Origin of the sequence: Zhongshania aquimaris, assembly GCF_019312595.1 — a bacterium.
GTDB lineage: Bacteria > Pseudomonadota > Gammaproteobacteria > Pseudomonadales > Spongiibacteraceae > Spongiibacter > Spongiibacter aquimaris.
Genome location: NZ_JAHWDQ010000001.1, coordinates 1,420,261 through 1,443,419 on the forward strand (window position 1 = coordinate 1,420,261; position 23,159 = coordinate 1,443,419).

17 protein-coding genes are annotated in these 23,159 nt (G+C 50.0%); 7 read left to right on the plus strand and 10 right to left on the minus strand.

The window, feature by feature from the left end:
- The first annotated feature begins 18 nt into the window (after positions 1–18).
- From KXJ70_RS06510 to KXJ70_RS06525, 4 genes are all read left to right on the plus strand, one after another.
- The gene (locus KXJ70_RS06510; protein WP_219042614.1) at positions 19–1,812 is read left to right on the plus strand and encodes an ABCB family ABC transporter ATP-binding protein/permease; all 1,794 of its coding nucleotides are present in this window, start codon (positions 19–21) and stop codon (positions 1,810–1,812) included.
- A gap of 81 nt (positions 1,813–1,893) precedes the next feature.
- Entirely contained in the window at positions 1,894–3,339 is a 1,446-nt protein-coding gene (locus tag KXJ70_RS06515; RefSeq protein ID WP_219042615.1) for a WS/DGAT/MGAT family O-acyltransferase, read from the plus strand.
- A gap of 90 nt (positions 3,340–3,429) precedes the next feature.
- Positions 3,430–4,899, plus strand: a complete 1,470-nt coding sequence (locus KXJ70_RS06520; protein ID WP_219042616.1) for a Ycf46 family AAA ATPase — start codon at positions 3,430–3,432, stop codon at positions 4,897–4,899.
- A 75-nt stretch (positions 4,900–4,974) separates the two neighbouring features.
- Positions 4,975–5,829, plus strand: a complete 855-nt coding sequence (locus KXJ70_RS06525; RefSeq protein WP_219042617.1) for a putative RNA methyltransferase — start codon at positions 4,975–4,977, stop codon at positions 5,827–5,829.
- Between the two features lie 128 nt (positions 5,830–5,957).
- On the opposite strand, the gene KXJ70_RS06530 is transcribed toward KXJ70_RS06525, so the two are convergent.
- The 4 genes from KXJ70_RS06530 to KXJ70_RS06545 all read right to left on the minus strand — a co-directional run bounded on the left by KXJ70_RS06530 (position 5,958) and on the right by KXJ70_RS06545 (position 10,422).
- The gene (locus KXJ70_RS06530) at positions 5,958–7,103 is read right to left on the minus strand and encodes an acyl-CoA dehydrogenase family protein (RefSeq protein ID WP_219042618.1); all 1,146 of its coding nucleotides are present in this window, start codon (positions 7,101–7,103) and stop codon (positions 5,958–5,960) included.
- A 92-nt stretch (positions 7,104–7,195) separates the two neighbouring features.
- On the minus strand, positions 7,196–8,428 hold the full coding sequence (locus KXJ70_RS06535) for an acetyl-CoA C-acetyltransferase (protein ID WP_219042619.1): 1,233 nt from the start codon (positions 8,426–8,428) through the stop codon (positions 7,196–7,198).
- A 54-nt stretch (positions 8,429–8,482) separates the two neighbouring features.
- A complete protein-coding gene (locus KXJ70_RS06540; RefSeq protein WP_219042620.1) occupies positions 8,483–9,610 on the minus strand; it encodes a CaiB/BaiF CoA transferase family protein in 1,128 nt (375 codons plus the stop codon).
- 41 nt (positions 9,611–9,651) lie between these two features.
- Positions 9,652–10,422: an SDR family NAD(P)-dependent oxidoreductase gene (locus KXJ70_RS06545; RefSeq protein ID WP_219042621.1), complete on the minus strand. Its 771-nt coding sequence runs from the start codon at positions 10,420–10,422 to the stop codon at positions 9,652–9,654.
- 227 nt (positions 10,423–10,649) lie between these two features.
- Between KXJ70_RS06545 and KXJ70_RS06550 the strand changes: the two genes are divergently transcribed.
- On the plus strand, positions 10,650–11,594 hold the full coding sequence (locus KXJ70_RS06550) for an AraC family transcriptional regulator (RefSeq protein WP_219042622.1): 945 nt from the start codon (positions 10,650–10,652) through the stop codon (positions 11,592–11,594).
- Between the two features lie 51 nt (positions 11,595–11,645).
- Here KXJ70_RS06550 and KXJ70_RS06555 read toward each other — a convergent pair whose 3' ends face one another.
- On the minus strand, positions 11,646–12,629 hold the full coding sequence (locus tag KXJ70_RS06555) for a GlxA family transcriptional regulator (RefSeq protein ID WP_219042623.1): 984 nt from the start codon (positions 12,627–12,629) through the stop codon (positions 11,646–11,648).
- 144 nt (positions 12,630–12,773) lie between these two features.
- Between KXJ70_RS06555 and KXJ70_RS06560 the strand changes: the two genes are divergently transcribed.
- Positions 12,774–13,760, plus strand: a complete 987-nt coding sequence (locus KXJ70_RS06560) for an NAD(P)H-dependent flavin oxidoreductase (RefSeq protein WP_219042624.1) — start codon at positions 12,774–12,776, stop codon at positions 13,758–13,760.
- Positions 13,761–13,940: 180 nt separating this feature from the next.
- Here KXJ70_RS06560 and KXJ70_RS06565 read toward each other — a convergent pair whose 3' ends face one another.
- Complete coding sequence (locus tag KXJ70_RS06565) at positions 13,941–14,378, minus strand: OsmC family protein (protein ID WP_219042625.1); 438 nt, start codon at positions 14,376–14,378, stop codon at positions 13,941–13,943.
- A gap of 343 nt (positions 14,379–14,721) precedes the next feature.
- On the opposite strand from KXJ70_RS06565, the gene KXJ70_RS06570 reads away from it, so the two are divergent.
- Positions 14,722–15,849 carry a tetratricopeptide repeat protein gene (locus KXJ70_RS06570; RefSeq protein WP_219042626.1) on the plus strand — a complete coding sequence of 376 codons (1,128 nt, stop codon included), beginning with the start codon at positions 14,722–14,724 and terminating at the stop codon, positions 15,847–15,849.
- 77 nt (positions 15,850–15,926) lie between these two features.
- Here the strand turns inward: KXJ70_RS06570 and KXJ70_RS06575 are convergent, their stop codons facing one another.
- The 4 genes from KXJ70_RS06575 to KXJ70_RS06590 all read right to left on the minus strand — a co-directional run bounded on the left by KXJ70_RS06575 (position 15,927) and on the right by KXJ70_RS06590 (position 23,154).
- Complete coding sequence (locus KXJ70_RS06575; RefSeq protein WP_219042627.1) at positions 15,927–18,566, minus strand: TonB-dependent receptor domain-containing protein; 2,640 nt, start codon at positions 18,564–18,566, stop codon at positions 15,927–15,929.
- Between the two features lie 113 nt (positions 18,567–18,679).
- Positions 18,680–20,365 (minus strand): beta-helix domain-containing protein, encoded by a 1,686-nt coding sequence (locus tag KXJ70_RS06580; RefSeq protein ID WP_219042628.1) that lies wholly within the window; start codon positions 20,363–20,365, stop codon positions 18,680–18,682.
- A gap of 273 nt (positions 20,366–20,638) precedes the next feature.
- Positions 20,639–21,931 carry an adenylosuccinate synthase gene (locus KXJ70_RS06585; RefSeq protein WP_219042629.1) on the minus strand — a complete coding sequence of 431 codons (1,293 nt, stop codon included), beginning with the start codon at positions 21,929–21,931 and terminating at the stop codon, positions 20,639–20,641.
- Between the two features lie 53 nt (positions 21,932–21,984).
- Positions 21,985–23,154 carry an ATP phosphoribosyltransferase regulatory subunit gene (locus KXJ70_RS06590; RefSeq protein ID WP_219042630.1) on the minus strand — a complete coding sequence of 390 codons (1,170 nt, stop codon included), beginning with the start codon at positions 23,152–23,154 and terminating at the stop codon, positions 21,985–21,987.
- Between the last annotated feature and the right edge of the window lie 5 nt (positions 23,155–23,159).

The following is a 23,159-nucleotide window of genomic DNA, read 5'->3' on the forward strand; positions in this document are numbered from 1 at the left end:
AAACAAGCGATCCCCGACATGCGCCACGGCACCAACTATCCCCAGAACCAAGATGTTAGTTGGGCTACTCTGCGCGAACTAATACCTTACTTAATGGCATTCCGATCTCGAATCGGCATTGCGCTGCTGTGTTTGATTGCCGCCAAAGTCGCCAGCGTTGGCCTGCCATTTATACTCAAACATATTGTCGATCAACTCGACAAAGACGGCCAAGCCGCCATTTTAATATTGCCTCTCGCGCTACTCCTTGCTTACGGTGTATTACGATTTGCCAATGTACTGTTTGGCGAGCTGCGCGACACCATCTTTGGCCGCGTTACCGAGCGCGCCATGCGCCAAGTTGGCCTCACCGTATTCAAACATCTGCATGCCCTGGATCTCGAATTTCACCTCAACCGCCGCACCGGAGGATTGTCTAGAGACATAGAACGGGGCACCAACGGCATCAACTTTCTGCTGCGGTTCATGGTGTTTAATATCGTCCCGACGTTTATCGAAATTGGCTTGGTCATCGGCTTATTGGGTTGGCAATACAGCATGTGGTTTGCGGCCATCGTATTGCTCGCGGTGATCTGCTATGTAGGATTTTCGATCTTCGCTACGGAGTGGCGCACGGGCTTTATCCGCCGCGCGAACGAGGCGGAATCTCGCAGCAGCACCCGCGCAGTAGACAGCCTGTTAAACTTTGAAACCGTAAAATACTTCGGTAATGAACAACACGAAGCCAATCACTACGACAATGAACTCGAAGGCTGGGAAATCGCTCGCCGGCAGAACCGCCTCAGTCTCTTTGCGCTCAATGCCGGTCAGGCCTTAATTATTGCCGCCGCCATGACCGCAGCGATGGTCTTGGCCGCCAGCGAAGTCGTCGCCAAAGAAATGACCCTCGGCGACTTTGTTCTCATCAATGCCTTTATGATGCAGATTTTTGTACCGCTTAACTTCCTCGGTTTTGTATACCGTGAAATGAAAGGCTCAATGGCAAATATAGAGGCAATGTTCGCCCTGCTGCGCCAAAAAGCCACCATCACTGACATCGAAAATGCGCCAGACTTGCAATTAAGCGAAGGCCGCATCGAGCTTGAAAACATCAGTTTTCACTATCAAAGCGAGCGCCCTATTCTCAACAATATCAGCTTTAAGGTCGGCGCTAATCAGAAGGTCGCTATCGTCGGCAGTAGCGGCGCCGGCAAGTCGACCTTGTTGAAATTACTGTTTCGCTTTTACGATGCTAGCTCAGGTCGAATTCTTATCGACGGACAAGATATTAAACACGTCAATCAGTCATCGCTGCGACGCGCACTCGGTATCGTGCCCCAAGACACCGTATTATTTAATCAGTCCATTCTCGAAAACATTCGCTATGGTCGAATTGACGCCAGCGACGATGATGTTTATAAGGCCATCCGCATGGCCCATCTTGAAGACTTTATTGCACGCCTTCCCAAAGGGGTAGACACACTGGTCGGTGAGCGTGGCCTAAAATTATCTGGGGGCGAAAAACAGCGCGTTGCCATCGCCCGCGCGCTCCTAAAACAATCGCCCATTATGATTTTTGACGAAGCCACGTCCTCCCTCGACAGCGCCTCGGAGCGCTTGATTCTAGAGGCGATCCGCGACATCGCCCGCGAACACACTATGCTGGTGATCGCACATCGCTTGTCGACGGTAGTCGATGCCGATCATATCCTGGTATTGGAGCAAGGCGAGATTATCGAGCAAGGCACTCACACCAAACTACTCGAACTCAATGGCCAATACGCCCACCTTTGGTCTTTACAACAACGTGAGCGGGCTTTAACAAGCGATTAGACAACTCTTCACCTTATCTGTGATTGCCAGCCTCCCCAGACTCTTATAGGCTGACGCAGTAAAACACAATAAGGAAAAAACATGCAGCAGCTATCCGGCCAAGACGCCATGTTCATTCATACCGAGACCGCGGGAATGCCGCAGCATATCGGAATCATGAGCATTTATGATCAGTCCACCGCGCCTGACGGCATAGTCCGCTTCAAACAAATTCTGCAATTGCTGGAAAGCCGCTCACACCTGTCGCCGATATTTAATAGGCGACTTCGCAAAGTGCCAATGGGACTAGATCAACCCTACTGGGAAGACATAGAGCACTCCGACATTGAGGCTCATGTTCACCACATGGCTCTACCTAAACCAGGTGACTGGCGACAGCTCTGTATTCTCGCTTCACGTATTCATGCGCGCCCATTAGATTTGAGCAAACCCCTTTGGGAAATGTACGTCATCGAAGGACTAGACAGCGTCCGCAACCTCCCCAAAGGCTGCTTCGCAGTCATAAGTAAAGTTCATCACGCCGCGATGGACGGCGCCACCGGTGCGCGTTTTATTCCGCTGCTACATGACCTCAGCCCGGATATTGCTGACCCCGGCTATGCGTCGACCAAAGTTATACAAAAATACACCGACGGCCAAATGTTGAGCAAAGCCCTATTCAATAACCTTAAGAAGCCAATGCAAGCGGTTAACCTAATTGGCAGCGCCTTTCCTACCTGGCGCCGAATTCGACGTGGCAAGAAAGAGCAGGACTTCGCCACACTAGAAGACAAACAAAAAACCATTTTCCAAGGCAAAATTTCACCCCATCGCGTGTGTGACGCCGTGCCCTTCGCCTTTGAAGATATTCGCGCCATAAAGAATACCGTTGCCGGTGCCACTATTAACGACGCCATGCTCTGCATCGTGTCTGGCGGTTTGCGCAAATACCTCGCTGCCAAAAATGCGCTGCCGGAAAAAACCTTGGTCAGCGGTTGCCCCATCGATGTTCGCAATGACAAAGAGCACAGCAGCGGGGGAAATATGGTCGGCTTTATGACGGTGTCGCTGCATTCCAACATAGACGACCCCAAGCTCAGACTAAAAGCGATTCACGACGCCTCGATGAGCAGCAAAGCCTATGCAGACGCGCTAGGACCGCGCATGGCAGTCGACGTAACCAATGTGCTTCCCGGCGGCATGCTGTCACTCGCGCTGCGGGCGGCATCGGCAACCGGCCTCACCGAGGCGGCGGTTATCTTCAACACCGTGGTCACCAACGTTCCTGGGCCCACCCAACAGCTGTATTTCTGCGGCGCCAAAATGGTCGATGGTATGAATTTCGGCCCGCTGCTCCCCAACGTCGGCTTGTTCCAAATTATCTACAGCTCGGTGCTCAACAAGGTTGGCACTATCTCTATTTCATTTACCGCCTGTCGCAAAATGCTGCCGGACCCCGAGTTTTACTCTGAGTGTTTGCAAGCGTCTTTCGACGAATTAAAAGCTGCCTGCCTTGGCGAAGCAAGGCAAAGTAACACCGCAAGCTAAGGAAAACGCGCTTGCGACAATGGGAAAGGCTGAATAAGCTGGTGGGCGTCGCAAACACACTCACCCACCCAGGAAGGGATTTCGCCGACCATGAACGATAGCCACGACCTGCGCCTGATAATTGAGTCTCGCATTCCCGTCATCGTCATTGAAACCTGGGAAGAAAAACGCGCCTTAACGCTGCTCTCTAAACTCGGTATGCAACTGGGATTACCGGTGTTTGCATGGTCGATTACCGAAGGCCTGCGCCGCAGTGATTACGACCAGGCCGCTAATCAGCCCCTAACAGCCGAACCCGAAGCGGCGCTCAAACATATTCGCAGCGGCAAGCTCGCGGGCATGTATGCGCTCTGTGATATCCATCCTTTTTTAAATGATGAACCGCGTATCATCCGCCTCATAAAAGACATCGCATTAGACGCCGAGGAAACCGGCCAAACGCTAATCTTAGTAAGCCATGCCATCGACATTCCCAGCGAATTCAAACGGCATAGCGCGCGCTTTAACTTATCGATGCCAGAAGACCACAAATTGCGCGCCGCAGTTTACAAAGAAGCGCAGGAGTTCACCGCCAGCAAAGGCCGCAAAGTCAAAACTGACCGCGACGCGCTAGACAAACTCATTAACAATTTGCGCGGTCTTCCACTGGAAGACGCAAGAAAATTGGCACGTGGCGCTATTTTTCAAGACGGCGCCATCACCCATTCCGACATCGCGGCGGTGAACAAAGCCAAATTCGAATTGCTCGATATGGACGGTGTTTTAAGCTTTGAATACGACACCGCCGACTTCGCCCATGTCGGCGGCCTATCTAAATTAAAGGACTGGCTGAGCAAACGAGAACAGGCATTTAACCGGCACGGCGACGACGCCCCCAAAGGCATTATGCTAGTAGGCGTGCAAGGTGGAGGTAAAAGTTTGGCGGCAAAAGCGGTCGCGGGACTCTGGGGTTTACCCCTGTTACGCATGGATATGGGCGCGCTCTACAATAAGTTTTTTGGTGAATCGGAACGCAATGTGCGCGAGGCCCTAGCCTTGGCAGAAACCATGTCACCCTGTGTGTTGTGGATCGACGAAATTGAGAAAGGCATCGGCAGTGATACCCACGACGGCGGCACCTCGCGCCGCATACTCGCTACATTATTAACGTGGATGGCAGAGCACAAGCAGGCGGTATTCGTTGTCGCCACCGCCAACGACATTCAACGTCTGCCACCTGAACTCATCCGCAAAGGCAGACTCGACGAAATATTTTTTGTGGATTTGCCAAGCGAGAAAGTCCGTCAGGACATCTTTGCTATCCATCTTAAAAAACGCAATTTTGCACTTCAGGATTTTCGTTGCGCCGAACTCAGCGCCGCCAGCGACGGCTTTACCGGTGCAGAGATTGAACAGGCCATCGTCGCCGCGCGCTACTCTGCCAGCGCCCGCAATGAAAACCTAACCACCGCACACATACTTCACGAAATCTCCAGCACCGTGCCGCTGTCAGTCACAATGAGTGAACATATAGAAGCATTGCGCCACTGGTGTCAGAGTCGTGCCGTGGCGAGCGACTAATACATAAGCAAGCCATCGAACTCGAATTACGGCATACTAGCGTCTTCAAAAATTTGCACTTTACACGGATTACTCATGCCATTATTGCCCCTCGCCCACTTGCTCTGTCCCATCGACCAGAGCGAGTTACAGCAAGACGGCAATACCTGGCGCTGCCAGAATAATCACTGTTTCGACATTGCCAAACAAGGTTATGTAAACCTGCTACCAGTGCAAAATAAGAAATCACTCGACCCTGGCGACAGCAAAGAAATGATTGCCGCGCGCCGCGATTTTTTAAATAGCGGGGTGTACCAGCCAATTGCCATCGCGTTGGCTAATACCGTCGCGACACTCTGCCAAGGGCGTAAGCAGCTCGGGGTATTAGATGCAGGCTGCGGCGAGGGTTACTACCTAAACGCTGTGAGTGAATCCTTAATACAAAATGAGGTAGCACTGTGCGCAACGGGATTGGATATTTCGAAATGGGCAGTGCGCAGCTGTAAAATTCGCAACCCCAAGCTCAACGGACTTGTAGCGAGCAACCGGCAAATACCACTGCCAGATCACAGCCAAGACATTGTGTTATGCACTTTCGGATTTCCGGTATTCGAGGAGTTTAAACGGGTATTAAAACCCGGCGGCCACATTGTGATGGCCGACCCCGGCCCCGAACATTTAATAGAATTGCGCAGCCAAATTTACGACACCGTGCGCCGCAATCCGCCGGCCGACATTAGCGCCGCACTCGGCGAGGGCTGGCAACTTAGCGATAGCATTAATGTGCAATTTACCAGCGCGCCCCTCAGCGCTGAACAGTTCGAACATTTACTGGTGATGACACCGCACCTTTATCGCGCCAGCCGTGAAGGTCGCGAACGCGCAGCGAAATTACAAAATATTGCTATTAGCGGCGACGTGCTCATTCGCGTAATTAGCAACAGTCACTAAACTGACAATGCAGTTTCAATGATTGAGGTGTCGAAGAGAACGTCGGTGCGGATATCTGAAGGGCGTTATTTAAACTAATATAAAATGCAGCCAATGCTATCGAACTAGCTTTGGCTGCAAAACGTAAACTAGATTACGTTGCGTGCAATGATCATGCGCTGAATTTCACTAGTACCTTCGTAAATACTGGTAATACGCACATCACGCGCCAAACGCTCGAGTGGGTATTCGCGGTTATAACCATTGCCACCCAGTATCTGCAAACCGGTGTAACAGGCGCGGTTCGCGGCCTCAGTGGCAAACAATTTCGCCATCGATGCCTGCTTGCCAAAATCGCCACCGCTCTCTTTGGTAAACGCAGCCTGCATTAACAGCAAACGCGCCGCTTCCATTTCGGTATAGGCATCTGCCAACATCCACTGCAAACCCTGGAAATTAGAAATAGCCTGACCAAACTGCTGGCGCTCTCTAGCGTAGTCCCGCGCGTAGTCCAGGGCGGCCTCACCCAAACCCAGCGCCAGCGAACCGACGCCGATGCGCCCACCAGCAAGTTCGCCCAAGGCAACTTGATAGCCGCGATTTACGGTGCCCATAAGCGCCGAAGCGGGAATGCGACAGTCATCAAAGTACACAGGGTTGGTGGCAGAGCCTTTCTGACCCATTTTTTCTTCAGCGGGACCGACACTCAGACCAGCCGTTTCACGCTCAACCAGGAAGCACGATATGCCTTTGCCGCGCGGGGCGTCTTTGTCCGTCACCGCCCATACCACAAAAACACCAGCGTACTCGGCACTGGTAATATAGGCTTTTGAGCCATTCAGAACCCAGCTATCGCCATCGCGCACTGCAGTGGTTTTCATACCTGAAGGATCGGAGCCTGCACCAGATTCTGTTAAGCAAAAACCGGCAGCCAGATATTCGCCGGAGCAAATTTTTGGCAAGTAGGTGCTCTTTTGCTCCTCACTGGCAACCGCTTGAATGACTTCGGCGACCATATTGGTTACCGAAACCGTCACGGCCGTAGAAGCACATCCGCGCGCCAAACCGGTAATAGCAAGACTGAAGGCAATAGTGCCCGCCTCAGTGCCGCCATAGTCCGCACCGACGTTTAGTCCCATAAATCCGAGATCGGCAAGCTTTTTAAGATTAGCTAAGAATTCGTCCTTGCCTTTGCCTTCATCCAATTTAGCGGCGTTTGGCACTAGCTCTTTGGCCGCAAAGTCAGCTGCGGTTTGCTGAATAAACTGCTGCTCTTCAGTAAGGTTTAAATTCATTACACTTGGCCCTGCTAATTGAAAAGTGAAGACAAAATAATAAAAATCAGAATCTTGGAAGCGCTCGGCGCTTCCAAGTATTGAGCGCTAAATCACATACGCTCAATAATGATGGCTGGCGCCATGCCGCCGGCAGTACACATGGTAATTAGACCGCGCTTTAAATTGCGACGCTCCAATTCATCCAATACTGTGCCGATCAGAATAGAGCCAGTGGCACCAATCGGGTGACCTAGCGCCATTGAACCGCCGTTAACATTGATCTTGTCGCGGTCAATATTTAACTTGCGGATAAAGCGCTCAAGTACCACAGCAAACGCCTCGTTCACTTCGAACAGGTCGATGTCGTCAACCGTCAAACCGGCTTTCTTCAGTGCTTTTTCAGCGGCGGCAACCGGCGCGTTTAGCATTAGGGTTGGGCAATCGCCCATATTCGCCATGGCCAAAACTTTCGCACGCGGCTTCCATCCCTGCTTGGTCGCGTACTCTGGTGAGGCTAATAAAATCGCCGCCGCGCCATCGACGACACCCGATGAATTGCCGGCATGGTGAACATGATTTATTTCGATACCGGGATATTTTTTCTGCATTAACTTGCGGTAAGTTAAGCCATTTTCGTCCAGCTCTTTATCCGCCAGTGCAGGGAAAGAAGGCTTGAGTTGCGACAAGGACTCAAACGTGGTGCCTGGACGGGGAAACTCTTCTTTATCTAAGGCCAAGCTGCCATCTTCATGATAGACAGGTACAACGCTTTTCTCGAAGTAGCCATTCTCGATAGCGTGGGCAGCGCGCTGTTGGCTCACTACCGCCAGCCTATCCAAGGCTTCACGATCAATGCCTTCCAGCGTTGCAATGGTGTCTGCACAGACACCCTGGTGACTCTGTGGATGACTTTCACGCAAACGCAAATTGCCACTGTCCATAATCTCCGGCAAGCCATTGTCGTGGCCGTAGCTCGACATCATCTCGGCACCGCCAGCAATCACCACGTCTTCCATGCCAGACATGATCGACGCCGCTGCGATGTTCACGCTGGTAATACCGGAACCACAAAAGCGGTCTAGGGTGACGCCGCTAGAGCGAATATCAAAGCCGGCATCCAATGCCGACATACGTCCCATGTCGCCAGCGTGACGACCGCGCTGACAGCTAGTGCCCCACACCACGTCATCGACGTCGGCGGTATTTAAATTATTGCGTTCAACAATCGCTTTAAGCACACAGGCGCCCAACTGCTGGGGGTGAATTTCGGCCAATGCACCCTTGCCTAATTTACCGATGCCACGCGGGGTACGGCAGGCGTCTATAATCCATGCTTCACTCATTTTAAAATCCTCTGTTTTAGCGGCCTAGTATTTACATCAGCCAGTATTTTCGATTTACGGTAAAACACCTTGCTCGGCAAGCTGCACTATTTGTTCACTGCTGTATCCCAAACCGCTTAATACAGCGCTGGTATTACTTCCCGACGCTGGCGGCGAAGCCGGTACCGACGGTGCGGTACGGCTGAATTTTGGTGTTGGCGCTGCCTGCAAGATACCGTCAGTGTGAAGGTAGCTTTGACGGAATTTATTATGCGGGTGCTCTGGCGCCTCGCTCATAGAAAGGATTGGTGCAAAGCACACATCGCTGCCCTCCATGATCGCGCACCACTCATCGCGGGTTTTATTTTTCATTACCGCACTGAGTTTTGCCTTTAATTCCGGCCACTTTGATTCATCGCTTTGTGAGCTAAACTCACTGGCATCCAGCTCGGCTTTTTCCAGTAGTATTTGAAAAAATTGCGGCTCTAAAGAACCAATCGACACGTATTTGCCGTCGGCGGTTTCGTAGCTGTCGTAAAAATACGACGCGCCATCGAGCAAATTCACCCCGCGCTCATCACGCCAGCGGTCACTCGCCATCCAGGCATACATCATGTGCATTAAGGCAGCAGAGCCTTCAACCATCGACACGTCCACGACCTGGCCTTGACCGGAGCGCGACGATTCAAAAATAGCGCACATCAAGCCAAAGGCGAGGAACATGCCGCCGCCGCCAAAATCACCGACCAAATTTAGCGGCGGCACCGGCTTTTCACCCGCTCGACCAATGCTGTGCAAGGCGCCAGACAGCGAAATATAATTGATGTCGTGGCCTGCAGCTTGCGACAGAGGCCCAGTTTGACCCCAGCCGGTCATGCGCCCGTAAACAAGCTTTGGGTTTCGCGCCATGCAGTCTTCTGGGCCAATACCCAAACGCTCGGCAACACCTGGGCGAAACCCTTCAATAAGCGCATCTGCTGTCGCACAGAGCTTTAACACAATCTCCACGCCCTCAGCCGACTTCAAGTTGACCGCGATGGATTTCTTACCGCGCTCACTGACCTCTGCAGGCCGCGCTTTAGAGGAGGATTTGCGGGTAATAGAAATCACTTCCGCGCCCATATCCGCCAGCATCATGCCGCAAAATGGCGCGGGGCCGAGGCCTTCAATTTCTATTACACGCAAGCCAGTCAAGGGGCCCATATTTACTCTCCTGCTAATCCATCAATTCGACAAGCAAAGACTTATTTAGGCTGCATACGCAGACCAGCGTCCATACGAATGCACTCGCCATTGATGTAATCGTTCTCGATGATGCTGGTGACCATATGCGCAATTTCAGCCGCGCGGCCAAGACGCTTAGGAAATAATGGCGTGCTGCTAAGGGCTTGATAAACAGGCGCTGGCAATGACTCAAACATCGGGGTGTTGATCAGACCCGGGGCAATGGTGTTCACCCGAATACCGACGCTTGATAAGTCCCGTGCGATGGGCAGAGTCATACCCACAATACCGCCTTTACTCGCGCTGTATGCAGCTTGGCCAACCTGGCCTTCAAAGGCGGCAACAGAGGCCGTATTCACGATCGCACCGCGAACGCCGTCTTCATTGTCTGGCGTATTCTTAGCCATTTGCTCGGCGCATAAACGCAACACGTTAAAGGTGCCGGTTAAATTTACCGCCAAGGTTTTTTGCCACAAATCCAAGGGGAATGGGCCGTCTTTACCCAAAGTCTTGCTGCCTGTTGCGATACCCGCGCAGTTCACACAAATATGAATGGCGCCAAATGCGGCCATAGTGGCGTTCACACCGGCTTGAACCGACTCTTCGCTGGTCACGTTCACGTCGGCAAACATAACCGCCTCGCCCAACTCGGCAACGACCGCCTCGCCCGCCGCTGAGTTCATATCGAATATCGCCGCCTTAGCGCCAAGACTCACTAGACGCTTAACAATCTCTAAACCCATGCCCGACGCACCACCGCTGACCACCGCGACTTTTCCTTTGATATCCATTACTTTCTCCAAATGAGGGTAGGGACCGCACACTGCGGCAACAAAATAGACTTGTGCGCAATACTCCACCTCTATTGCAAGCATTACAATGACGTAAAGGAAGACAAAAATAGACATATTGTTATAATGCGGCTTCACGCTAACTTGAGCTTAATACGGTGCGATCCCCGACTATCTCAATCTACTTTATTCAGGCCTGCCTAAAGAACCTAGAGCACAGGCCCGAAATGCAGCGGGAGCTGCTGGCCAAAAATCATATTTCACCGCAAATTTTGCAATCGACTACCGCGCGTGTACCCGCAGAAAACTACGCAAACCTGCTCCGCGACACCATGCAGGAAATGGACGATGAGCTAATGGGCTACGGTAGCCTGCCCCAAAAATTAGGTTGCTGGACTACGATGGTGGAGCTAGCGGCCAACTCCAACACCCTCGGCGAGGCCTTAAAAAAACTGACGCGATTTTATCGCCTGATAACGTGGGGCCTAGAAACTAGGCTTAGCAGAGACGACAGTGGCAATGCATTCCTGTCGCTAAATCACAGCAATCAACAAGATCACCCGGCACAGTTTGATCCCTATTTGTATGAATCCTTTTTGTTCTACATCCATCGCACCGCCAACTGGCTAATCGGACGCCAGATTCCACTACACGCGGTAGATTTTTGCTTTGCGGAAACAACGCACCGCTCGGTGTATTGGGATATGTATTTTTGCAAAGATATTTATTTTCAGCAGCCGGTATCGCAGCTGCGCTTCTCAGCAAGCATGTTAGATTTACCCGTGACAAAGTCGGCACAGGCAATTAACGCCTTTCTCAACCACGTTAACCAAGCCATGATCACCCAAGTCTACGCTCAAAAAAGCTGGCACTATAGAGTGAGCACACAACTGGAGTCACGACTCCAAAGCAATCCCTCGTTCAGCGAATTCGCCAAAGGTTTTAATCTACACCCACACACATTGCGCAGCTATCTGCGCGACGAAGGCTTTCAATATCAGGAAATAAAAGACCGCGTTCGCCGCGACAGCGCTATTTTCCACCTGAGTTCACAGGGTAAAAGTGTCGAAGAAACCGCCACCCTCACCGGCTTCTCTGAAGCGAGCGCCTTTATTCGCGCCTTCAAAAAATGGACGGGGAATACGCCGATTCACTATAAACGCACATCGTAATTAGTAAACAAGCCCAGCCGGTTTTTTATAGCCGGCCTTTATATACAGTATTTAATGACTGAATTTCTGCCGATATGACCGTGGCGTCAGACCCGTTTTACGCTGAAATAAACGATTAAACGAACTGATATCGGCATATCCGATACGACGCATTATTTGCTCAGACGACATACCGGTGCTTTCCAATAGTTTTTTAGCCGCTTCAATACGCAAATTTTGCAAATAGCTATTGGGTGTATCACCCACTGCTTCTTTAAAACGTCGCATCAATGTTCTGGAGCTGACATGGCATTGCGTGGCAAGGGCATCCAAGGAAAACGGAGACGTGAGATTTTTCTCAAGATGATCCTGCGCCGACAGTACCAGAGCATCACTGTGCTCCTTTTGCCTTGGCAATATTAAATACGGCGTTTGCTGGGTTAAATTGGTATCGACCAATAATGTTTTGGCGCATAAAGACGCCACGGCTTTACCCATGTAGCGCTCAACTAAAATTAAAGCTGTGACCATTTCAGCGCCATTTGCACCGCCAGTTATTAGACGTTTTTCATCGACCACTAACTCGCCCGCGCGCAATTCAATATCGGGGTAACGCTGCCCAAACTGTTCCGCCAACCACCAGCTCGTGGTGGCAGCCAAACCACTCAACAAACCGGTTTCTGCCAATACGAAACTACTCGTGCAATGGGCGCAAATAATACAACCATTGGCGTACTGGCGACTGAGCCAGCTCACAATAGCGCTCATCGCCAACAATTTGTGACTGAAGGCTTTGCCGCCTGGATAATTCATCGCAGGTAGAACAATTATACTTCCTTCGTCGAGATCTACTAAGGCGCCGTCGACGGCAACCCGCAACCCCGAAGCGGTTCTAACCGGCGCACCGTCCTCGGATAAGACTTGCCACTCAAAAACACCGTCCTGCCGTTTGTACTGCTCACGCCAATGGGAGTTTGCGACTAAATATAAATCCTGAGGGTTGGCCAAGCTTCCCGCATAGCAATCTTCGTACGCTAGCACATAGACCTTAGGCATTTTTCACTCCACTATGCTCAACGCCATCTCAAGCCCAAGTGTCACTATCAACGTATTTAATGTCAATACAGACACTACCCGGCGCTGGCGCAAGCCTATAAAGTACGCTTTCCAAAAAGGCCTTCCAAGAAGAGTATTACGACTATGTCCCTCCCCGAACTGCTCAAAAATCGACTGCAATTGCCCGCGGTTGCCGCCCCCATGTTCCTGGCATCTGGCCCAGAGCTGGTCATCGAAACCTGCAAGTCCGGTATGGTTGGCTCTTTTCCCGCATTGAATCAGCGCAGCAGTGATGGGTTTGAAGAGTGGCTCAACACCATAAATACAGCGCTTGCAAAATTTGAACAGGACACGGGCAAAAGAGCGGCACCGTTTGCGGTAAATCTGATCGTCCACAAAACCAATCCTCGTCTAGAAGCAGACCTCGCCTTATGCGTAAAACATAAAGTACCGATGATTATTACCTCACTCGGTGCAGTTAAATCAGTTATTGATGCAATCCACGGGTATGGCGGTTTGGTATTCCACGACGTCATCAATGCTCGTCACGCTCGCAAAGCCGCAGACGCGGGCGTAGACGGCTTGATCGCCGTTTGCGCAGGTGCAGGTGGCCATGCGGGCAGCACCAATCCCTTTGCACTGGTCGCCGAGATACGTGAATTCTTCGATAAGACGCTTTTGCTAGCGGGTGCTATTTCAAAGGGTAGTGATATTGCCGCTGCACGCATGATGGGCGCCGACCTCGCCTATATGGGCACACGGTTTATCAATACCCAAGAAAGCTTGGTACAGCCTGAATACAAGCAGATGATCGTAGATTCCATGTCCAGTGACATCGTCTACACGCCAAATATCTCCGGGGTATTCGCCAATTTCCTCAAACCCAGCATTGTGAACGCGGGACTAGATCCTAGCAATCTGGAAGCTAAAACAGATATTGATTTTGGTGAAGAGTTAGAGGTAGATGCCGACCACAAAGACGGAGACAAAGCGGGCGGCGCATGGAAGCAAATTTGGTCTGCGGGCCAGGGCGTTGGCGCGATACACAATATTCCAACTACAGCCGAACTGGTGTCAACGCTGATAGAAGAATATCAAAGCGCAGCAGCATCATTTAATAAGCCAAACTAACATGTAGCTTAACAACGCGCGGTCCCGCTATCGAGGCACCGCGCGTTTCAACCCAGCCCCACAAACTGTAATGTGATGGTTACGGCTATTTCTTCAATCACTTAGCTTCAGGCGCGCATCTTCTAAACAACTCACAAACGCAACTCACAGCCTTACTGCCTAATACGTTAAATCAGTGATCTATTGCTTAACAATAAGCTCAATTTCCAGCCGCTTTTGCGCAGTGAGTGAATTGCTGACAATACAAATTTTCTCCGCTTTAGCCAGCAGTGTTTCTGCTTTCTGGCGCGAGGCCTCTGAATCTAAGGTCAGCGCGACTTTAGTAACAATCTCGGTAAATTGCATTGCCCGCTCGACCTTATCGAGTACGCCGTCTGTCGTGCAACGGATGGCCTGCCATTCCAGCTTCGCGATAGAGGCAACCGTTCGAAATGATAAAACAAAGCAATTCGCCGCCGCAGCCAATAATAGTTCCTCCGGCGACCATTTATCGCCCGGACCACCAAATTGGCTCGGTGCATCAACGTCTAATGTAGGTAAATGATCGGCAGAGACCTGCAAATGGTTGTCTGGCTTCGCGTTGACTACAACTGAATAGTGATGGGGCAAATTTTCCATTGGGTCATTCCTTTTTCAGTAATATGGCTAGATTGAAAATAGTGCCGGTATACCAGCGCCCTGCCTCTGACACCACATTGTATGATGCCAAGTAAGAAAGACACAGTGATTCCTGCAGGTCACCACCGCATGTATTTCTCAAACGATGCTCATCGACAGTGAGGGGTACACAATCGCTATAAACCACAGCAGCTGAAAAAGGTTTATATTTACATAAAATAAAGTATTTTCCAGCACATGCAGGCTTTCTGGTCGCGATTCAGTCTATAGTTAGCAATGCAGATACTGGTGCTTGAGAACAACGTGACGCACCATTTTAAAAGATGAGACGCAGATACAAGCGATGCCAACATTCTCAAAAAATTTACTCGCCGCCGCGATCATGAGCAGTTTACTGGCCTGCTCCAACACCGGCACCCACGACGCTACTCAACTTGATATCCAGCCCCCCAGCGCTGAAGAAGTTACCGCGCTATTACATCTCAAGAACGGCGGTGAAAACGTTGATGTTAGTGTATATCCCGAAGACAACATACTCGCGCTCAATGCCGAAATGCGCTACTTCGTAGAAGAGAATGTACCGGCCGCGCTGTCGCCACGCGCCCGCTTAAGCTATCTGCTAGACAGTATGATCAGACCCTCACAGCTAGGCCTGAAATATGACCCCGGCATTACCCTCAACGCAACTGAAACATTTCAACAGCGCACCGGAAACTGCCTATCACTAACGTCACTATTTATTGCCCTTGCGAGAGAGGCAAAGCTAAATGCCTATTACAATGAAGTCACTATTCCGCCAAGCTGGGATATGGTTAGCGACAACAGCATGGTGTTCTACAAGCACATCAATGCCATCGTTGACTTTGGCAATGGCGACAAAGAAGTAGTCGACCTCAGTGTCGACAATTATGAATACCACTACCCCCAACATCAGGTGAATGAGCAGCAGGCCGCCGCACAGCATTACAATAATCGCGGCGCAGAGTTTCTCAACAGCGGCGAAAATGACAAAGCACATCTGTATTTTAGACGCGCGCTCTTTCTCGACCCGAAAGCGGGGCATATCTGGGGGAATTTAGGTACCTTACTTCGCCGACAAGGCCGCACTCACGATGCAGAAATTGCCTATCGGCATGCGCTAACCCTCAATGCCAACGACCAAGTAGCTATTAGCAACCTCGGACGTCTTTATAGTGAGCAAGGTCAACACGCAGAAGCACGAAAACTGGAGATAATTGCTGAGAACTTTCGAAAACAAAATCCCTTTTTACTTTATAGCTATGCAAAGGCTGAGTATGAAAAGGGAGCTTACGAAGAAGCACTAGATTTAATCCAGCAGGCTATTAAGCTGCGGAAAGATGAATATCGATTTTATAGATTTGCATCTCTAATCTATTTTCGCCAAGGAAATTTAATTCGTGCCCAGCAGTTTTCTGATAAAGCCAGCAGACTTAAGCTGAGCTCAGAATAAGATATTAACAGACACAAAAAAGGCGCCAACCGGCGCCTGATTTAGCAAATCCTTTGCTAAAAACGTTTAAGAATTTATTAGTATTTCCAGCTCAGGCTTAAACCCACGCTAGTACCGACTTCTTGCTCAAGAATTTTGACGTTAGTACCGCTGCTATTCTTTTGCTCAAACTCGCGGCTTGAATCCAATAGATTCGTTACCTTGACTTTAAGTGAAAGATTTTCAGTTGGGTAGTAATTGTAAATTACATCCAGCGAGCCAAACGGCTGCTCAAACGCATCGTCATTACCCGAAGTACCAGCAAAGAAAATACGCTCACTAGATATGTTGTACAGTATAGATGCACTGTGACGTTCATCTGGCGAATCGTATCCCAATGACGCGTTAACAACATATTTAGAGTGCCCGGTTAGGCGACGATCCGTATTAGTCACTTCATTGTTACTAGTGATGGCAATTTCCGAATCACTCAATGTTACGTTACCCGAAAGGAACAAGCCCGCCGGTAATGTTTTAAGGCCCTCAAATTCAACGCCGTACACTTCACCCGAATCGCCGTTGATGTAACGCAATACCGTGTCATCATCTGAACCAGCGCCCTCAACCTGCTCAATCGGCCGTTCTAGATCTTTGTAAAACAGCGATACCGTGAAGTTATCACCGCCGTCATAATAGAACTCACCACGCAAATCGAAGTTACTAATATCCGTTGTTTGTAACCCTGGGTTACCAAAAACCCGGACATTTAGCTCGGGATCAATATATGCGACATCCGCTAACTCACGAAGATCAGGACGAACTACCGTCTCACTCGCACTAAAGCGAATTTGAAACTCATTGGCACCCAGCAAGCTCATACCCGAATAAGTCACGGCAAAACTTGAGTAGATATCATCATTCTGAACAGCAAACTTCTGATTGGGATCTTGCAACTGCTCAATTAACTGCTGATTAAACACACCGGTAAAATCGAGAAGGTTCACCGGCAACACAGCCTGCTGATACTCCTCCCAACGGGCGCCCAATGTAATGCGCCACTCTTCAGTCATCCGAAAATCTAAACCGCCGTATACCGCCCCTATCTTCTGAGCTGCAACGTAACTTTCATTACCGAATCCAGATCCCATCGCAAGATCAAAAACATTATTTAAGTCATTGATTCGCTCATCGGTGAATACCGTTTGCGGGGTACCGACCGTGGCATTCGTACCGATGTTCGCGGTATAGCCGTAGTACTCTCGAGTTTTTTCTGAGTTCCACCAACCACCAGAAACGATAAGTTCGCGACCGTCAATATCGATTGGTAATTCAGCACGCCCACCCCAGCTCTCCACATTATCTTCCAATGCCAGAAACTCAAACTGGCCAGCGGTAGACGACTGTGAAATGAAAGGGGTTTCTGGCGATGTGTTTCTATCGATAGAACCGGAAAAACTCGTCGCATTGGGAACATTTGTTGTGGCTTGAGCATCCGAGTAAAACCATTCAAAGCTCAACATTTCAAGCACTGGCACTGGCGAGAATTCGCCCAAACGATGGCTACCCGAAACTTGCGTCAGCTCGAGCTCACGCTCTTCTAAGCGAGTATCATAATTAACTCTGGGACGGTTTTCTGATGCGGGATTATTGCTAGAAAATCCAGAGGTAATACTCGCCTCGTCAGCGTCGTTTTGGATAACATAATGACTCAGCTGTATTGTATTATCTTCGGCGTACTCCGCGCCCAATACAATTGCCAAGGTTTTTCGCAGTTCGTAAACAGTCCGCTGAGACTCAGAGAAGTTATCGCTCGGATTACCGATACTACGTTTAATCTGATTTTTATTACGATATTCTTCATCGTAACCCCAATTTAAGGACGCGCCGAGTACTAAGTCGTCACTCACATCCCACGCGTTGCCAAGATCAATTTTGATATCACGATCAGGATCTAGCTTGCCTTGGTTTAATGCCACATTGCGATTTAAAGATAGAATTAAATCGCGCTGCACTTGCTCCGCTTCTAAACGACTAATAGCGTTACCAGCGGCATTCTCAATATCAAAGATGTTGCTTTGCGACAAATCGCCTTTATATCGACTAATTGCGTTTGTTAACGCCTGCGGCATTGATCCCGAATTATCGGAATAGGTTAATCCGTCATCACTTTCGGTATTAAATCCTGTACCAATGCTAAGTGCTGCAACAGGCCCGCTTGGCACACTTCGAGTCCGAATATCAATCGCACCACCGCCAAAGTTAGCTGGCAGTTCCGGTCCCCACGATTTTTGAACCTTCAGAGATTCAACAATGCTTGAAGGGAACAGATCCAAAGGAATAACGCTACGCGCCAAATCAGGCGACGGCACGGCCGCACCATTAACTGTTACGTTGCTATAGCGCTCACCAAGACCACGTATATAAATAAATTTACTGTCTACTAAAGTAACACCGGTTACTCGACGCAAAGCAGCTCCAATGGTTGAATCACCAGCACGTGCGATGGCTTCAAAACCCAGAAAATCAGCCGAATAAGGTAATTCCAGACGCTCATCAGTCAAAGAGGCAGCAACACTCTGTAATCGACCGACCACGACCACTTCCTCTAGCGAAGCCGGCGAGAATTGCTCGCTGGTATCTACGGCGACGCTCTGAGCCAAAGCCGAGCTGATCAGTCCGCTGCTTGCCACTGCTACAGCTACAGAGAGCTGCTTTCGCGCAAATCGTTTAATTAGCATAATCAAAATCCTAAGTGCTCAGGAAAATGCCCTCACAAGCGGAGGGCGTTCTAGCGCTGTACTTGCGGGCCGCAACCCGCATTTCCTGTGAAACAGGTACTACTTTTTAATACTTAGGGATTAAGAGGAGCGCTTAAACCTACAGTCCAGCCAGCCAACCAGTCGTCGCCGGCATTTGCGCCACCAAGGTAGGTTGGTGTTTCGAAGTAAGCGTCAACCGCAGCCACATCGGTAAGTTGGGTTGCTTGGTCGAACACTGCGGTGCCATCAGCTTTAGTCAAAGTTGCAGCCGTTTTGTAACCGCGGCTACCAACACCACCAACAATCAAACTTTGCGCTGGAATATCGGCGCCACTTATAACCACGTTATTAACGTTGCTGTTTGCAGGTGTATCCGCATTACCACCACCAGCCAACCAATTGTTAATATCGAACGTATCAACTCTGTTGCTTGCCTTCGTAGGCTCGCTACAAGCTATAAGGTTACTGCTTGCCTTACTTACACCGTCCTGCGCCGCTTTAATCGTTTGTGGACCTTCCGTGTTATCTAACTCAAAGCACTCGTTACTTGCCATGTTTACTGCGTTAGAGGTAACAATAGAGTTGTACATTTGGAAGAAAACGCCTTCGCGAAACAACGGCCCTTCGGAATCACCCTTAGAGGTAGCATTGACACCACCGTTTTCATCGATACTTGATGTAATACAAGTCATGTTAGAGATGATCATATTAGTTGTTGGCGTAATCGCGTCACTACGTCCGCCACCGGTATTATCACCTTCGATACAGCGATTAGCCCCTGAGGTGTGAACAACAACAGCGTACTGAATCATGCCGTTGTAGCCCTCAGAGTAATCGATTGAATCATCCCCGACGTTAACCGCAACGATGTGATCTGCATTAACAGCGCCACCGAAGAATTCAAAACCGTCATCTTGCGAGGTATAGGCTTGCAGGTAGCTTAGGGTCGTTCCACTACCAACACCGTTAAATGTAAATGCGTTAAGCTCGTTACCGTCGACAACCTCGAAACCTGCGTGCTTCACAACCACATATTTCATTACACCAGAGCTCTCAGCGTTGTTGTTACCACCGTAGGTCGCTGGCTGCCCCTCTGCTTCTTGGTTACAGTTATGCGGGTTATTCGCAGTGGCAGTGAAATCACTAACTGCACCTGTACCTGAACCAGTTGCAGTACCGTCATGACACTTGTTAGTCATACCGTTACCGTTGATTTGAATACCGCCCCACAGACCGCGATCATCTTCAGTCGCAACGCCATCAATATCTTCGTCGGCAGTGAACGTGATTGGTGCGCCCTCAGTACCGTTAGCAAAAATTTGCGAACCGCGGGTAATACGCACATAGCTATCTGGACGTTTAAACACCATGGTGACGCCAGCTTCAATATTTAACTTTGTGCCTTCGCCTTCTTGCAGAATTGGCGTACCTGATGCGGCCGCTTGGCTATCTACGTCCTCACCAATAAAGAGGCTGTCGGCAAATTCATGCACGCCTGAGATCGCAGAGAAAGTCACTTCGTCAGCAGTGATCGGATTTGTAGAGCTAACAAAGCTGGCAGAATAAAAGCAATCTGCACCCACTACCTGACCTTGGAATGTGTTGCCATTCTTAACATAAGACGCACACGGATTATTGTTGTTGCCACCGCCGTTATTCGTGCTGTTATCTTGACTATTATCAATGTTAGTAGGGCTTAAATTAATATCGCCGCCACCGCCACAAGCAACAAGCAGTAGGGCTGATGACATTGCTGTCAGTGCAAAAAGCTTTTTCATATTTACTATCTCCGAAACCAACTCTAAGGATTTTCTAGGATTGAATTTATGTAGCGTATGGTAGGGAGACTTGGTGACAGATATGTGAATAGTATGTTGCAGTTATGTGACACGTTGTGAACGGAAACACTTTGTTCATTTTTACGTAGAGACTAATGCGCACAGAGAATTAAATAGCGCTATAAAAACCGCCTGGCTAGGAATGCGGAGTACACAAACAAAAATGCCGCTGTAAACAGCGGCATTTTAACTTTCTAACATCAGCTAAATTGCTTAGCCGAAGGGGTGGCGCAAGACAATTGTCTCTATCCGGTCTGGACCAGTAGAAACGATATCGATGGGCACACCGACAATTTCTTCGATACGACGAATATAAGCGCGAGCATTTTCTGGTAATTCAGCTAGGGATTTTGCACCCACAGTTGATTCCGTCCAGCCTGGCATATCTTCGTAGATCGGTGTAATGGTGTTGTAATCTTCACAATCAAACGGTGCGGCGATTGATTCGCCAGCCGGGTTTTTATAGTCCACACACATACGAACGGTTTCTAAACCATCCAGTACGTCAAGCTTGGTCAGACACAAGCCGGTCACACTATTGATTCTGACTGCTTGGCGCAAACCAACGCCGTCAAACCAACCGCAGCGACGCGGACGACCAGTCGTTGCGCCAAACTCATGGCCTTTCTTAGCCAGGTAGGCGCCAACATCATCAAAGAGTTCGGTAGGAAATGGACCACTACCAACACGGGTGGTGTATGCCTTGGTAATACCCAGTACGTAATCGAGATACAGGGGGCCAAAGCCACTACCGGTCGCTGTGCCACCTGCAGTGGTATTAGACGAGGTAACAAAGGGGTAAGTGCCGTGATCGATATCTAGTAGAGAACCCTGCGCACCTTCGAAGAGAATGTTCGCACCCTCTTCGCGGTATTTATGCAGCGCACTGGTTACATCCGTCACCATTGAACGCATTTCTTCTGCCATACGCAGCGCGTCATCAAGAGTCTTTTGATAATCAACCGCCTCAACTTTGTAATATGAGGTCAGCATAAAGTTGTGATATTCCATCACTTCTTTTAGCTTGAGCGCGAATCGCTCAGGGTTGTAAAGGTCGCCTAAGCGCAAACCGCGACGCGCGACTTTGTCTTCGTAAGCTGGCCCAATACCGCGACCAGTGGTACCAATTTTTGCTTCACCACGCGCCAATTCCCGCGCTTGATCAAGTGCAACATGGTATGGAAGAATAAGCGGACACGCTGGACTCAAACGCAGACGTTCGCGCACTGGCACGCCCTTAGCTTCAAGTTCGCCCATTTCTTTTAATAGGGCGTCGGGTGCCAACACCACACCGTTGCCAATCAAGCAGGTCACGCCTTCGCGTAAAATACCCGACGGAATCAAATGTAATACGGTTTTTTCGCCGCCGATAACCAAGGTATGACCCGCATTGTGGCCACCTTGAAAACGCGCAACAGCCGTCGCCTGATCTGTAAGTAAATCGACGATCTTACCTTTGCCTTCGTCGCCCCACTGGGTGCCCAGCACCACTACATTCTTGCTCATATCCGCTTCTCTGGATAAAGGTTAATACACTGACTCACAACCACCGAGCCCAATTAATTCAGCGATACAACACACCACTGTTCTTGCTCTTTGCGAACTACTCGGTCACATGCCGCGTCGGCATCTTGTCCTGGCAGGCCGCAAATTACCTTTTCACCCGACTCGCGCAAGGACTGCACAAACTGCCACTGCGTAGGACTCGGATCGTAAGGTGCAAATATCGCCGCCGGCTCAGTCACCGGAGACAACAAGCCCAATAGAGCTTTTAAATCGATACTAAAACCAGTAGCCGGACGTGCGCGCCCGAATACTTCGCCGATGTCGTCATAACGACCGCCCGACGCCAGCGCCTGACCGTGTTCGCGAACCAGTGCAGAAAACACAACGCCCGTGTGGTAGTGGTAACCACGCAGCTCGGCCAGATCAAAATAGAACTGCAAGTCTGGAATACGCAGCGCCAAGGTTTCGGTTAGCTGCTCTAAACTGGCAATCGCCTCAATGGCTTCCGGAATATCAGCAAAAACCTGCCGACCTTTGGCCAATACATCTTTGCCGCCGTGCAATTCATTTAATGCCAACAGGTGCCCAGCGACACCGTCGCTCACCGGTAAATTCGCCACAAAAGCGCGCAATTCAGTCTTGGCTTTGCGCTGCAATATATCGAAATAACTCGCTTCTTGTTCAGCGTTTAGCGCTGCTGCATTGATCACCGCACGGTATACACCCACGTGACCGGTATCTAAGGTAATGCCATCAAGTCCGGCAACCCGCAGGGTTTCCAGCATCAGGCAAATAATTTCTAAATCACTGGCGGGGCTGTTATCGCCGTACAATTCAGCGCCCAACTGAATGGGAGAGCGCGAGGCCAATGGCTTTTTAGGTTTGCTATGCAGCACACTGCCGGCGTAACAAAGCCGGACCGGGCCTTCTCGACCCAAACTGTGCGCATCAATACGTGCAGCTTGCGGAGTGATATCGGCACGCAAGCCCATCATTCTACCAGTGAGCTGGTCGGTTACCCGAAAGGTCAACAAATCAATGTCGCTACCCAAGCCCACCAATAATGATTCGGTGTATTCCAACATAGGTGGAATCACCAACTCATAGCCCCAGCGTTTATAGAGGTCTAAAAGTTGCCGACGCAGTGCTTCAACCTGTGCCGCTTGTGCGGGCAACAGTTCCTCAACACCGTCCGGGAGTAGCCAACGATCTACCGAAGTCATACGCG

Excerpts from the sequence above, each read along its gene's own strand:
- KXJ70_RS06510 (WP_219042614.1), top strand. The coding sequence starts at position 19 with ATGCGCCACGGCACCAACTATCCCCAGAACCAAGATGTTAGTTGGGCT.
- KXJ70_RS06515 (WP_219042615.1), top strand. The coding sequence starts at position 1,894 with ATGCAGCAGCTATCCGGCCAAGACGCCATGTTCATTCATACCGAGACC.
- KXJ70_RS06520 (WP_219042616.1), top strand. The coding sequence starts at position 3,430 with ATGAACGATAGCCACGACCTGCGCCTGATAATTGAGTCTCGCATTCCC.
- KXJ70_RS06525 (WP_219042617.1), top strand. The coding sequence starts at position 4,975 with ATGCCATTATTGCCCCTCGCCCACTTGCTCTGTCCCATCGACCAGAGC.
- KXJ70_RS06530 (WP_219042618.1), bottom strand. The coding sequence starts at position 7,103 with ATGAATTTAAACCTTACTGAAGAGCAGCAGTTTATTCAGCAAACCGCA.
- KXJ70_RS06535 (WP_219042619.1), bottom strand. The coding sequence starts at position 8,428 with ATGAGTGAAGCATGGATTATAGACGCCTGCCGTACCCCGCGTGGCATC.
- KXJ70_RS06540 (WP_219042620.1), bottom strand. The coding sequence starts at position 9,610 with ATGGGCCCCTTGACTGGCTTGCGTGTAATAGAAATTGAAGGCCTCGGC.
- KXJ70_RS06545 (WP_219042621.1), bottom strand. The coding sequence starts at position 10,422 with ATGGATATCAAAGGAAAAGTCGCGGTGGTCAGCGGTGGTGCGTCGGGC.
- KXJ70_RS06550 (WP_219042622.1), top strand. The coding sequence starts at position 10,650 with ATGCAGCGGGAGCTGCTGGCCAAAAATCATATTTCACCGCAAATTTTG.
- KXJ70_RS06555 (WP_219042623.1), bottom strand. The coding sequence starts at position 12,629 with ATGCCTAAGGTCTATGTGCTAGCGTACGAAGATTGCTATGCGGGAAGC.
- KXJ70_RS06560 (WP_219042624.1), top strand. The coding sequence starts at position 12,774 with ATGTCCCTCCCCGAACTGCTCAAAAATCGACTGCAATTGCCCGCGGTT.
- KXJ70_RS06565 (WP_219042625.1), bottom strand. The coding sequence starts at position 14,378 with ATGGAAAATTTGCCCCATCACTATTCAGTTGTAGTCAACGCGAAGCCA.
- KXJ70_RS06570 (WP_219042626.1), top strand. The coding sequence starts at position 14,722 with ATGCCAACATTCTCAAAAAATTTACTCGCCGCCGCGATCATGAGCAGT.
- KXJ70_RS06575 (WP_219042627.1), bottom strand. The coding sequence starts at position 18,566 with ATGCTAATTAAACGATTTGCGCGAAAGCAGCTCTCTGTAGCTGTAGCA.
- KXJ70_RS06580 (WP_219042628.1), bottom strand. The coding sequence starts at position 20,365 with ATGAAAAAGCTTTTTGCACTGACAGCAATGTCATCAGCCCTACTGCTT.
- KXJ70_RS06585 (WP_219042629.1), bottom strand. The coding sequence starts at position 21,931 with ATGAGCAAGAATGTAGTGGTGCTGGGCACCCAGTGGGGCGACGAAGGC.
- KXJ70_RS06590 (WP_219042630.1), bottom strand. The coding sequence starts at position 23,154 with ATGACTTCGGTAGATCGTTGGCTACTCCCGGACGGTGTTGAGGAACTG.